The 12,549-nt window shown below is 41.4% G+C and carries 11 protein-coding genes and 1 riboswitch; of the genes, 6 read left to right on the forward strand and 5 right to left on the reverse strand.

From position 1 onward, the window contains the following. Positions 1–25: 25 nt before the first annotated feature. A riboswitch (TPP riboswitch) is annotated at positions 26–152 on the reverse strand. Between the two features lie 102 nt (positions 153–254). Next, the gene (locus tag FTU80_RS06190) at positions 255–1,241 is read right to left on the reverse strand and encodes a hypothetical protein (protein ID WP_180084633.1); all 987 of its coding nucleotides are present in this window, start codon (positions 1,239–1,241) and stop codon (positions 255–257) included. Positions 1,242–1,555: 314 nt separating this feature from the next. Between FTU80_RS06190 and FTU80_RS06195 the strand changes: the two genes are divergently transcribed. Both FTU80_RS06195 and phoU read left to right on the forward strand, forming a co-directional pair. Then, positions 1,556–2,911, forward strand: coding sequence for a TolC family outer membrane protein (locus FTU80_RS06195; RefSeq protein WP_180084526.1), 1,356 nt, complete (start codon positions 1,556–1,558; stop codon positions 2,909–2,911). An 83-nt stretch (positions 2,912–2,994) separates the two neighbouring features. After that, entirely contained in the window at positions 2,995–3,711 is a 717-nt protein-coding gene (phoU, locus tag FTU80_RS06200; RefSeq protein ID WP_078189433.1) for a phosphate signaling complex protein PhoU, read from the forward strand. A gap of 58 nt (positions 3,712–3,769) precedes the next feature. Here the strand turns inward: phoU and FTU80_RS06205 are convergent, their stop codons facing one another. Beyond that, on the reverse strand, positions 3,770–5,566 hold the full coding sequence (locus FTU80_RS06205; RefSeq protein ID WP_180022056.1) for an ABC transporter ATP-binding protein: 1,797 nt from the start codon (positions 5,564–5,566) through the stop codon (positions 3,770–3,772). A gap of 172 nt (positions 5,567–5,738) precedes the next feature. Between FTU80_RS06205 and FTU80_RS06210 the strand changes: the two genes are divergently transcribed. Beyond that, positions 5,739–6,365: an alpha-ketoglutarate-dependent dioxygenase AlkB gene (locus tag FTU80_RS06210; RefSeq protein ID WP_180008049.1), complete on the forward strand. Its 627-nt coding sequence runs from the start codon at positions 5,739–5,741 to the stop codon at positions 6,363–6,365. Between the two features lie 230 nt (positions 6,366–6,595). On the opposite strand, the gene FTU80_RS06215 is transcribed toward FTU80_RS06210, so the two are convergent. Further along, a complete protein-coding gene (locus FTU80_RS06215; protein WP_180026532.1) occupies positions 6,596–7,372 on the reverse strand; it encodes an IclR family transcriptional regulator in 777 nt (258 codons plus the stop codon). Between the two features lie 463 nt (positions 7,373–7,835). On the opposite strand from FTU80_RS06215, the gene FTU80_RS06220 reads away from it, so the two are divergent. Genes FTU80_RS06220 through FTU80_RS06230 form a run of 3 tightly spaced genes read left to right on the forward strand, consistent with a single transcriptional unit; the run spans position 7,836 to position 11,172 of the window. Further along, the gene (locus FTU80_RS06220) at positions 7,836–9,935 is read left to right on the forward strand and encodes an FUSC family protein (protein WP_180084527.1); all 2,100 of its coding nucleotides are present in this window, start codon (positions 7,836–7,838) and stop codon (positions 9,933–9,935) included. Further along, positions 9,928–10,134, forward strand: coding sequence for a DUF1656 domain-containing protein (locus tag FTU80_RS06225; RefSeq protein ID WP_180084528.1), 207 nt, complete (start codon positions 9,928–9,930; stop codon positions 10,132–10,134). The genes FTU80_RS06220 and FTU80_RS06225 overlap by 8 nt, the downstream gene beginning before the upstream one ends. 33 nt (positions 10,135–10,167) lie before the next feature. Beyond that, positions 10,168–11,172 (forward strand): HlyD family secretion protein, encoded by a 1,005-nt coding sequence (locus tag FTU80_RS06230; RefSeq protein ID WP_180084529.1) that lies wholly within the window; start codon positions 10,168–10,170, stop codon positions 11,170–11,172. A gap of 105 nt (positions 11,173–11,277) precedes the next feature. Here FTU80_RS06230 and ruvX read toward each other — a convergent pair whose 3' ends face one another. Together ruvX and FTU80_RS06240 are read right to left on the reverse strand one after the other, a co-directional pair. Next, the gene (gene ruvX / locus FTU80_RS06235; protein ID WP_180084530.1) at positions 11,278–11,721 is read right to left on the reverse strand and encodes a Holliday junction resolvase RuvX; all 444 of its coding nucleotides are present in this window, start codon (positions 11,719–11,721) and stop codon (positions 11,278–11,280) included. Beyond that, positions 11,714–12,268, reverse strand: coding sequence for a YqgE/AlgH family protein (locus tag FTU80_RS06240; RefSeq protein ID WP_111884875.1), 555 nt, complete (start codon positions 12,266–12,268; stop codon positions 11,714–11,716). The genes ruvX and FTU80_RS06240 overlap by 8 nt, the downstream gene beginning before the upstream one ends. Positions 12,269–12,549: the final 281 nt, after the last annotated feature.

A 12,549-nucleotide genomic window follows, 5' to 3' on the forward strand; every position in this document is an offset into this window, starting at 1 on the left:
AAACCAAGAGATAAGAAGGGCTTAAGTTTTTAGATGGCTTGATTCCTACGCAGGTATTAACCTGATCAGGTTCAACGGTACTCATCCTTAAATTTAGCGAACTAAATTTAGATGATCTCAGCAGGAAATTACCTGCGCTCCGTCAAGCTTTGTACGGATATTAGCATGAAGGCTGTTTTAAAACAGTGTTATTTTTCATCGATTTTGCAGTGCAGAATTTTGGCTAGGCCCGTGTGCAATTGAACTTGCATTGGCTAAGTAGAGGACTGATTTACACAGATGGCGTCACTAAAACAGTCTTTCTTATAATGCGGATCAGGATTGCGGACACCAATGAAATTCAACAGCTGCGCTTCTGATCGCTGATTAGATGCAGCAGTATTTTGATCTAATAATTTTAAAAATAAACGCGCCTGATCTGCCAATATGGAGTTTTTTAATTGAGCCAAGCGTTCAATTTCTTCTAAAGAACTGGCTTGAATACTGAGGCGGTCTGAAAAGTCATTGGAAACTGGGCTATGCGCTGAACCAATAAATAACAACTGGCTATATTGATATAGCAATTGTTGTGCATCTTTTTTGTATGGGCTATCTGGATATTGTTTGAGATAGTCTTCCCAAAAAATTGCACGTGTCGCAATCTCTTGTGGCTCAATGGCTAAACTTTGTTGCAGCAAGGCAGGTTGTGCATTTTGTTCAGCCAGTTTTTCAATAAAGATTTGCTCAGATTCTTCCATATAAGGCGCAAAAATTTTGGCTAAATATTCAGGACTGCGGCGATAGCGTAATTGTCCTTCACCTGCATCGAACAACTCCACATAAGCTTGGCCTTTATGTTTCAGTAAATACTGATCTCGGGGAGTGAGCTGCTCATAATGATTTTGTTGAATGGTGGGATGCTGAGCCATATCAAAGGCAAATTGTTCGAACGCCATTTGCTGTTGAGCTGTACGTTCAACATGTAAAAAGTTGCGATACATTTGATTGGACAAACGCAGTAATTTTTTTTGTTCGTCCGCTTTTAACAGCGGTAAGCAGACTTTGAGATCTTGGTTGATTTGTTCTAAAGCGAAAGTTGTTCGTTGATCGTCTATTTCCAGCATGTTTTTTTCAAGTTTTTTGCACAGCAAAGACAAATCGACTGCTTCTTTTTGAACAGTCTTATTGTTGGGAAACTCTGGTGCAGGTTGAGGTTCAGGCTGTTGTTGGCATCCATTTAACATACTGAAACATAAAAACATTGCACTAAACTTTGCAGGCAGCTGAAAAAATTTTGACACAGGAACTCGATGCGCTATAGAAGTGGTATTGTCCGATGGAATGTCGACTATTTTATAGATGAAACACGTGCAATATGTGTACTATTGTACAGTTCTTTGTTATAGCGTTGTGAGTAGTGTCTGAAAACGACTGAAATTATCCGGTTTTGTCGCATTTGATATAAAAAATTAATAAAAATCATACGGAAATTTGCAAGGATATGATTAGTATTTGCTTAGTTTTAGGCTTGAATATTCAATCTCGGGTATTTGAATATTAGGAATTTACAAAAAAAATGAACAAAAAAGTTGTGGTGGGTCTTTGTTTGCTTTTCACGAGTCAATGGGCGTGTGCGCTAGATCTTGTGCAAGCTTATGAACGTGCAAAACAAGAAGACCCCAATTGGCAAGCCAATAAACTACAATATGAAGCGGATAAATTGAATTTGGGGATTGCCAATGGGAACTTACTCCCGACGGTAACAATCTCCGGAAATGTGACCCGAAAAAATCAAAATTCCAACCAAAGCGGCGCTCAAGCCGGGCTGATCATGCCAGACAGCACCACAACAAGACAAATTGCGCTCACTGCCCGTCAGCCCATTTTTCGTTGGGATGCATGGGAAGGGCTGAAGCAAGTCAAGACCTCGATTAATTTAAGTGAAATTAATCTGCGGATTCAAAAACAAGATCATATTTTAAATGTCTCTGAAGCTTATTTTAATGTCCTACGTCAGCAAGCATTGACGGTTGCCAACTTACAAGAAGAACAGGCGCTATCTGAACAGCTGCGCATGATGAATGCTAAATTAAAAGAAGGCTTGGTGGCAAAAAGTGATGTCAGCGAAGCCAATGCTCAATATCAAAATGCTCGGGCCAACCGCATGGCAACCAATGTTCAATTGGTTTTGGCGCAGGAACAATTACAACAGTTGATTGGGCCATATCGAGAAAATTTGGCGGTGTTACGTGAAGATTTTCAGTTTGAAAAACCGATTCCAAACAATGTACAAGCGTGGGAAGAACTGGCTCAGGAGCAGAACCTAGGCATTTTACAAGCGCGTATGCAACAACGTTATGCGGAAGATGGTAAACGTGTCGAAAAAGCCGCCTTATATCCTCAGATTGAAGCGGTAGGGACCTATGGGTATAACAAGCAAAGTCCACAATCCATCATGTCGCAAGATGGTCAATTTGATCAGGTGGGGATTGAAATGAACTGGAATGTGTTTAATGGCGGACGGACACAGAAATCCATTAAGCAAGCGTCGATCAATGTTGAGAAAAGCCAAGCTCAGGTGGATGCAGCAATTCGAAAAGCACAAACCGATGTAAAAAAATCTTATATGCAAGTCGAAACGGATCAAAGTAAATTACAGGCACGTAAAGCCGCGATGGATTCTTCCGCGCAAGTGTCTTTGGCCTCACAAGCCCAGTACCAAGAAGGTCTGAAAACTATGGTTGATGTGCTACTGGCACAGCGTAATGCCTTTTCAGCCCGTCAAGATTATCTGAATTCTAAGTACGATTATTTAATACATGTACTGCAACTCAAAGCCTCAGTTGGGAAATTAACGGAAGCTGATTTAGTGGAAATGAATGCGTGGTTGGTCGATCAGAAAAATCAGCCATCGATCTTACTAAAGAAATAGGCCATGGTCATAAAAGTTTCACAATCAATATGCTTTAATATGGCACTAAAATCTGCCGATTCACGTTGTAGTGGAGACTCGCTTTGCCTAATAATCCTGTTTTAAACCATCACATTTCTTCGCAATTCAATGAAGAGTTGCAGGATGTGCATACCAAATTTATGACCATGGGTGGTTTGGTGGAGCAGCAGGTTGCAAATGCCATTCATGCCTTATTGGATACGGATGCAACGATGGCGATCGATGTTCAATTTCAAGACAATACGGTGAACCGTATGGAAACTGAAATTGATGAAGCGCTTACCCTAATTTTGGCGCGTCGTCATCCTGCTGCGATTGATCTACGCATGGTGATTGCGATGTCGAAAGCCAACACCGATTTAGAACGGATTGGTGATGAAGCGGCAAAAATTGCCCGTATTGCACAAAGCTTGTGTGAAGAGGGTGGTTCACCGCGGGGTTATATGGAAACACGTCATATTGGCAACCAAGTCCGCGTGATGATTCATGATGCGCTTGATGCCTTTGCACGTTTGGATGTAGATCAGGCTTTACGTGTCCTTTTGGCCGATGCTGATATTGACCGCGAGTACCAATCGGCAACCCGTACCCTCATGACGTATATGATAGAAGATCCACGGCACATTACTCGGGTCATGAATGTACTTTGGGTGCTGCGTTCACTTGAACGTATTGGTGACCATGCTCGAAATATCTCTGAACAAGTGATTTATATGGTGAAAGGTCTAGATGTCCGTCACACCAGTGTTGAAGAAATTGAGCAAAAAGTTCAGCGTTAATTGAATAAAACAAATATGAACGAAGCCCATCAAACGATGGGCTTTTTTCGGTCTAAAATTAACTATGTGTTTCTTCGTCTTCCTCAAAAGTACGGGCAATTTTGTCAATATTTAAACTTTTCGCCATCGCATCGAAGATTTGCTTATAAGCACCTTCTTGATGGTACAAATCATGATGCTCCCCGTGTTCTACGATTTGTCCATCTTTCATGACGTAGGTGTAATCGGCATCGATAATTTGCGACAAACTATGCGAAATCATGATGACGGTACGCCCTTGCTTAATTTGATCCAGACTATTTTTAATTTGTTCAGCAGCGATCGCATCTAAACTAGCCGTCGGTTCGTCCAAGAAAATAATCGGCGGATTTTTTAGAAACATGCGTGCCAAGGCAATGCGCTGTTGCTGTCCACCTGAGAGCAGTAAAGCATCGGCTTCATAGGCATGCGGAAGTTTTAAGATCTGATCATGGATCGAGGCTTTCCGTGCTGCATCAAAGACTTCTTGCTCTGTAGCTGTACTTTTGCCATAGCGAATATTTTCAAAAATTGAACCTGGGAAAATATGATTTTTTTGCAATACCAAACCAATATTTTCACGTAAATACTGTGTATCAATCTGTTCTAAATCGATGCCATCGAGTTTGATATTGCCCGCTTGAGGATGATAAAACTTATCCAGTAAGCTAATTAATGTCGATTTTCCAGCCCCAGATAAACCAACCAAGGCGGTGATTTTGTTCGGTTGGATGGTCATGTTGATGCGGTGCAATGCCTGAAAACCATTGGGATAGCTAAAGTCGACATTGCTTAATTCAAACTGACCTTGAATCGGAGGCTGGGCAGTGCCACTGGTTTCAATTTCATGATCCGCTTCTAAGATGTTAAAGAAGCTTTCCGAATAAATCATCGCAGAGTTAATTTCATCATAGATACGATGTAGCGAGCGAATCGGGGCAGAGACATTATTAAATAACAACACGTGATACATAATCATCCCGATACTCATTTGCCCATCCAAAACAAAATAGGCTGTCAGAATGATGATCAGTACCACACCGACCTGTTCAATAAAGGTTTTGAGTCCGTCAAAGATATAACTGGTTTGCCGTGTCTGCATCTGGTTTTCAGTCAGCGACTTTTGCAGATTTAATTGTTTTTTCGATTCGACGGCTTCTTTGTTAAAAGATTTAATGACCGTTATCGAATTGATAATACTCAGAATACCCTGATTTTTCTTTTCAAAATTATCGCGTAGGGCACGGCGTTTGCCTGCTAGTTTTTGTGATTGTTTAAAGGTCAGCCAAAAATAAATCGGCACGATAATTGTGGCCACCACGCCAACCCAAACATTGGCATAATACATTAAGCCCAGTGCAATAATCGCACTGGTAAAAAGCGGTAAAATATCAATAAAAAAGATTTGAACCAGTCGTGTGAGCGAGCTGACACCCCGATCAATTCGAGTTTGGAGCTTACCTGCTTGGTTGTCTTGTTGATCGAAGAATGCCAATCGATAGGTGATAAATTTTTCAATAATGCCTTGGGACAAATCCTGAGAAATTAAAATACGTAACTTTTCACCAAACGATTTTTGTCCAAATTGCACTATGGCATTGATGACTTCTTTTCCCAGTAAGACCACGCTGATGGTGATTAATATATGCCAACCATTGGCTAGACCGAGACCTTGTTGCAAAAGCTGATTGATGCTGTCTACGGCATATTTGAGTGTCAGGGCATTCACCTGTGCTGTAAGTGAGCCAATTAAGGTCAAGATCAGCGTCACGACCACCAGCCAGCGGTATGGCTGTACGAATGGACGTAATTTTTGGAAAAGCTGCCACAGGTTCATAAGCAATTATTTTTATTGTGAATATGAGCTTTAGTCTAAGACTGAAAATTCTATGCGACAAGTAATGACAATGTTTTGATTTGTGACGAGAGTTTTTCGGCTAAGATATTTTTTAAATGTGCTCACGACATCAGCATCACGCTGCTGTGCCAAACAGTGTTGAGTTGAACCGATGAATTTTGAATTATTTACGCCTGAACCGCATGCAAATCTGTTGCCCTATGATGGTGAAGTTGAAGATTATGGATTGATCTTCAATGCTGAAGACAGTGAAAAATATTTACGCTATTTCCTCACGCAGTTGGCTTGGCAGCATGATGAAGTCATTTTGCATGGACAGTATTTTCAAACGGAACGAAAAGTGGTTTGGTATGGAGATGCTCATTATGAGTATCACTATTCAGGCATGCAAAAGCAGGCATTGATCTGGAATCCAGCTTTACTGCGCTTAAAGCAACATATTGAGCAACGGGTGGGTCAGACGTTTAATTCCTGTTTGGCCAATTTATACGAAAATGGTACGCAAGCGGTGGGGTGGCATAGTGATGATGAGCCATCTTTGCTTTCACCCACACAGCAGGTGGTGATCGCATCTTTGAGTTTTGGCGCAAGCCGAAAGTTTTGCTTTAAACATAAAAGCACTCAAGAGAAAGTACAGCTTTTACTGCAAAGTGGACAGTTGATTGTGATGCGTGGGAAAACCCAACGGTATTGGAAACATGCCCTAATGAAGTCGATGAAAGTGACCGAGCCGAGGGTGAATTTAACCTTTCGTTATTTCTATGATCAACAGCCGTAAAAAAAGCCCATATCTAGATGAGCTTTTTTCTTTCTCTGAGGAAGAGTATAGCGCCAATCAACTGAAATCATGGAACACATGATTGAGATGACTGCTAAAGAACAATAATCATATTATGATAATCTATCTGGAATTTATAATTAATAAATTCAATTAATAATATAAATTTATCAGATTAATTAAATATCATCTTTACAACATCGCATCAGTTGTGCGCAAACTGATCAGATTTAAATGGCGTCCGATTCTTCCATCATACTGCTGTATTTTTTCTCAATACGCGCTGTACAGTCTTGCATCATTTCTACGACTTTTTGAAAATTCATAAATTCAAAACGATTTTTAGACGCCAATAGGGTCAAAGCAAGTGGGGGTTCTTTACTGGAAAATTTAATCGGAATCGATAGGCTCGACATATTCGGGTCAACTTCACCATTGGAAAAATAATAACCCTGCTTTTTAATCTTTTTCATTTGCAGCATAAATTCTTCTTCATTATGCGCAAAACCAACTTGAGATAACTCGTCCGCAAAACGGTGGTAATAATCTAAAATCCGTTGCTTAGGTAACTGCGACAAAATCACTTTAGACGATGAGCCTTTGTACATCGGACGCGGGCTACCTCGACCATAAGCCAAGGCTGCATAGTCTTTATAAAGTTCATGATGTACATCAATACATGAGTCGATATTCAGATGCGTCAATAAGCAACAAGACTCTGTGCGTTCCACAATTTCTTTCATGAAGGGAATGCTAATTTGCACCAATGGATCGGTGGTGCGAGAAATAAAATCAAGCACAGCAATTTTTGAACCCAGTGTGTAGTCGCCAGAAGTCCCACTAAGGCGCTGCAATAATTCAGCAGAAACCAGTTCTTTTAAATAGCGATAGCTCGTTGGTTTAGATAAGCCTAATTCTTCACTAATAATGTCGACATTGATGATGGGACGAGCAACTGAAAATAAGTCGAGTACGGTGAGAATTTTACCAAAACTGGAAAGCGCCATAAGAACCTGCTTGGTCACAATAAAAATGAATCGTTAAGTTACTTTATAACAAATTGCTCGGCCTGATGTTGCGCTTTTCTACATTGAAAATGAAACAAATCTGAAATATCACAGGGTTTCTTGGGTTATTCTGATAAAAGCATAATAAAAAATTGAAATACGCATTTAAAATATAGGTAAATTATCAAAATAAGATATTAATATTGACTTTAATTTGTTTTTTTAGCAAAATTGTTGTGAAAATATCCTATATTGAATAAATATTGCCCATTCTTTCGATGCGCAGGCAATGTTGCACATTACTTTTTGTATTCAAATGGTTTGAAACACGATTTGAATCGCTTCTTTACTTATTGAAATTTCTAGTCATTCCTGTGCCGTGATACAGGTTGTACTGTCGAATGTTTAAGCATTCGATACGAGGCCGTTTTCACTAAAAAGAAGCAAACCGACGAGATCAATCATGTTGCTGACGAAACAAATACTCGCTTTTCGGCTCAATAAAATGGACTGGATTTTTGCGACCAAAACGTTCATCGCGGGCATGTTGGCATTGTATGTGGCCTTTGTACTGAATTTAGCTTATCCGATTTGGGCGATTGGCACAGTATTCGTGATCGCGAATCCATATTCAGGCATGACGTCTTCAAAAAGTTTGTATCGTGTATTAGGGACGTTCTTAGGGGCGGCAGTGTCGGTGGTGGCACTGCCACATCTCATCCATATGCCAGTACTGTTTACAGTGTTTTTGGCGGTTTGGGTTGGGTTTTGTCTGTATTTGTCACTACTAGACCGTACGCCTCGTAGTTATGTTTCCATGTTGGCGGGTTATACCACGGTCATCATCTGTTTTAACGTGGTGTATTTTATTGATACCGCTTCGATTTTTGATATGGCCTTGGGGCGTTTTCTCGAAATTACGGTGGGTGTGGTCTGTAGTGCCATCGTGACCACGACGTTATTTCCAATGCATATTGGTCCTGCGGTTGAAACACGCGTGAGCAAAACCTTTGCCGATACCAAAGAAATATTTGATCAGATTTTATTAGAGCCTGCCGAACTAGAAAATTATTCAAAAAATCTCGGCAATATTGCACGAGATATCGCGGATATACATGTCATGGCGGTGCATTTGTCATATGAAAAATCCACCTTAAAAGGCATGACACGTCCGTTGCAGGAAATCTTGCATCAGTTGAGTTTGTTGGTCAGTAACTTGGTGGCCATGTCTGAACGGATGAAACAATTAGACGCTCTGGACACACATTATCGGACGGCACTCAAGCAAGCCCATGAACATATTGCCGCGTTTTTATTAGATCAACATCAGATTGAGGAAAGTAAACTTAATCAATTGCCTGAACAGTTTGAGCAAGATTTTCAACACATTCAGACACAGGCATTGCCAACACAGCAGGTGATTTTGGGTAGTCTAAAAATGGATATTCGCCATTTTATTCAGAATATCCGTGCGATTCGCTTGCTTTGGCAGCGGGTACAGCAAGGCGACTCCACTTTACCAACCACACTGACCGCCTTGAGCAATAGTCATTATCCGACTTTGCACCGAGATGCGGGGGTTGCTATTCGTGGCGGAGTGTCTGCGTGTCTGATTATTTTAATTTCCACGGGTTTTTGGATCGTTAGTGGGTGGAAAGCTGGATTTATGATGGCTGAAATGGCTGCGATCAGTGCTTGTATTTTAACGGCAATGGATAATCCTGTTCCTGCATTGAAAATGTTTATTCGCGCCAATATGTATGCGGCGTTCATGGTGTTCATCTACGCCTATGGCATTTTCCCGCATGTGACCGCTTTTTGGCAGTTGATCGTGGTATTAGCACCGTTTGTGATGTTCTGTCTGATGCTATTTTTACATCCGCCTTTGATTGGGATCAGCTTGCCGCTTTTGATGGGGACCATCATGGGGCTGAATTTTCAAAACCGCTTTAGCCTTGATCAGGTGTTTTTCTTTGATGCATCGATTGGGACGGTTTTGGGACCCATTATTTCGGTGTTTATTATTCATTTAGTGCGTGCGATGTCACCAGATATGACGGCCCAACGCATACTTTCACAGCATTACAAGGCACTGCGTCAGGCTTTATATCTGCCGTACGGCTTACCGTTTCGGGTGCATTTACGCAGTATGTTGGACCGAATCGGCATCCTAAATAGCAAAATGGTGCAATCAGGGAACTTGAAACAACAGATCGAGTGGGCTTTGGTGGAAGCCAGTGCGGTGATTGATTTGACCCGCTTGCAAGAACTCATGAATAAACTCGATCCGAATGATGCACTAGTCAGCGAACTCGAAGAGTTACAACAAGATTTAGATGACTATTTTCGTGCCATGGAACAAGGGCAAAATAATGTGTATATGAGCTTGAAACAGCAAATTGTAGAACGAATTCAACGATTGAATCAGGCCGTTCAGGGTGTGGAAAACGACGATGTTATGCATCGAATTCAGTATTCACTGAACAATATTCAAAGCAGTTTGTGTCATGTTCTAACACAGCAGACTCCAAATCATTTACAGATCGAGGCACAACATGGGTGAGCTAAATATATATGGCGTCTATGTGCCCATTCTATTGATTCAAGCGGTATTGGCCTATCTGTTATTGCGGATCATCGTGCGTTTGCTTGACCGATGGATGGCGCAAGATTGGGTGCCGATGCCCAATATTTTTTATTTGGGTGTATTTGTGATGTTGCTTTGGCTGGTGCATGAAATCTTTATTTTCTGCCAGTTCTAAGCCCCTAAAAAATGAAATGATTGAGGTAATCGTATGACCAATTTGAATGTCCGAAAATATGTTCGGCCTGTATTGTTGATAATCGTGCTATGCGGCGCATTACTTGCGCTGAAACATATTTGGGACTATTACAATTCGGAACCATGGACGCGAGATGGACGGGTACGTGGTGACGTGATTCAAGTGTCATCGGATGTTTCGGGTTTAGTCACAGACGTTTTGGTTCAAGACAACCAACAAGTGAAAAAAGGCCAAGTGTTATTTCGTATAGATGTGGCACGTCAAGCGTTGGATGTTGAGCAAGCCAAATCTGACTTGGCGAAAGCCAAAGCAGGACTAGCAGGGGCTGAAGCACAGCTTTCTGAAGCCAAAGCAAATCTAGTGAAGTCACAAGCCAATATCAATCTTGCAGATAAAAATGCAAATCGTTATGCAAGTTTGATGGACGGTGCGATTTCAAAACAAGAACAAGATCAAATGTTTGCAGTACGTGATCAATCACATGCAGAACATGAGCAAACTCAGGCCGCGATTGAACAAGCCAAAGCCAGTGTGGTGCAGCAAAAAGCCCTAATTGAAGCAGCGAATAGCAGTTTGCATTTGGCTGAGTTGAATTTAAAACGTTCGGAAGTGGTTGCCCCAACAGATGGAACTTTGTCTAACTTTGAACTCAAAGCGGGGAATTATGTCAAAGTAGGCCAAGCCGTAGCGGCCTTAATTGACCGTCAACAATTGTATGTTGTGGGATATTTTGAAGAAACCAAACTGGATAAAATCTATGTTGGCGCACCTACAACAATCCAACTGATGGGAAGTTCTGAAGTTTATAAAGGCCATGTACAAGGCGTTGCAACAGGGATTGAAGACCGTGAACGTACATCGACTGATGGTTTGCTTGCTAATGTTAATCCAACCTTTAGTTGGGTCCGTTTGGCACAGCGTGTACCAGTGAAAATTGTACTGGATGAAGTGCCGCATGATCAGTTGGCTTTTGTCGCGGGTCGAACCACCACGATTCATATTGTGGATAAAAACTAAGTTATCCCCAATCATTTCATTTGCGCAGCATTGAGTGATCAATCTTGCGCATAAAAAAGCATCCTCTTTTGGATGCTTTTTTATTTGCCTGTTTGTTGAAAGCGCTTAAGGTTTTAGCCCGACTGGATTTCGATACCAACTTTCAATAAACAATGCTGCAGCAAGGCTGTCGGCAGAAAGATTCTTCGCACGGCCTTGGGCTTGATAATGATCTAATTCATCACGCGCTTCACGTGTCGTTAAGCGTTCATCGACCATCAAGGTTTCAATATTGGTTTGGTGGCGAAGGCGTCGTGCAAATTTACGCGCACGTGTGGAGAGTTCAGACTCGCTATCATCCATATTGAGCGGTAGACCCACGATGAACAAATCCGGCTGATACTGTTTCACAATATTGAGTAGATTATCCCAATTGGGAATGCCATCTTTCATGGGAAAGAGTGGCAGGGGATTTGCACTTTCAATCAAGGCTTGTCCCACAGCCATTCCTGTTTTTTGTGTGCCAAAGTCAAAGGCCATAATCATTTGATATTGTGGTAAATCAGGCATGTCCAATCTCAGATGATAACCACGCGCGGTCTACGCCCATTTTTTTATAGGCAGCGTCCCAGCGGTCGTCATAAGGTAAGTTAAATATTAAATCCATGTCTGAGTCACAAATGAGCCAATCACCCCGAGCAATTTCTTCTTCTAATTGGCTTTTACCCCAACTGGCATAGCCTAGAGCCACCTGATAACGACCCACACCTTCATTGTGTGCAATCGCATCTAAAATATCTTTAGACGTGGTAATACAGACATTTTCACCTACAGCAATAGACGAATGCCATGTCGGTTGACCAGTATGAAGAACAAAACCTGCCTCTGGGCGCAAAGGTCCACCTTGCAACACTTCATGAGGATGCACATTATCTGCCTCAATTTCCAAATCATTCAAGAGTTCTTTGATCTGCAAGCCCGAAGGACGATTAATAATGATGCCTTGAGCGCCATCTTCATCATGTCGCGCTAAATAAATCACCGTATTGGCAAAGAATTCATCGTTCATTTCGGGTGGAGCAATCAGGCAGCGGTGTGTGAGGTATTGTTTAGTCACCTAATGGCTTCTCCTTATTGGGGTAAGTTTCATTCTTGGGGTGAATTGCATTCGAATAACGTTGTATTTATCAACATACTAGACTCACAAGTTTTCAACAATGAGTTTTTCTGCAAATTCAATATTTGTCATGCTCGACCAGTGAGGGACATGCTAAAAATGTTCATCGTGCAGGCAGGTCTACAGTACGGTGAATTGTAAAGCGATGATTGGTGATTTGAACAACAGCAGTACAAAAGTGAGGAGAAGATATACGTGATGGATGACTGAGATTGCTTAAA

It is taken from the genome of Acinetobacter sp. YH12145 (assembly GCF_013418335.1).
Classification (GTDB): domain Bacteria; phylum Pseudomonadota; class Gammaproteobacteria; order Pseudomonadales; family Moraxellaceae; genus Acinetobacter; species Acinetobacter amyesii.

Coding starts and splice junctions, on each gene's coding strand:
- ruvX (WP_180084530.1), bottom strand. CDS start 11,721: ATGCCTGATTTACCACAATATCAAATGATTATGGCCTTTGACTTTGGC.
- FTU80_RS06215 (WP_180026532.1), bottom strand. CDS start 7,372: ATGGCGCTTTCCAGTTTTGGTAAAATTCTCACCGTACTCGACTTATTT.
- FTU80_RS06225 (WP_180084528.1), top strand. CDS start 9,928: ATGGGTGAGCTAAATATATATGGCGTCTATGTGCCCATTCTATTGATT.
- FTU80_RS06205 (WP_180022056.1), bottom strand. CDS start 5,566: ATGAACCTGTGGCAGCTTTTCCAAAAATTACGTCCATTCGTACAGCCA.
- FTU80_RS06230 (WP_180084529.1), top strand. CDS start 10,168: ATGACCAATTTGAATGTCCGAAAATATGTTCGGCCTGTATTGTTGATA.
- FTU80_RS06195 (WP_180084526.1), top strand. CDS start 1,556: ATGAACAAAAAAGTTGTGGTGGGTCTTTGTTTGCTTTTCACGAGTCAA.
- FTU80_RS06190 (WP_180084633.1), bottom strand. CDS start 1,241: ATGTTTTTATGTTTCAGTATGTTAAATGGATGCCAACAACAGCCTGAA.
- FTU80_RS06220 (WP_180084527.1), top strand. CDS start 7,836: ATGTTGCTGACGAAACAAATACTCGCTTTTCGGCTCAATAAAATGGAC.
- FTU80_RS06210 (WP_180008049.1), top strand. CDS start 5,739: ATGAATTTTGAATTATTTACGCCTGAACCGCATGCAAATCTGTTGCCC.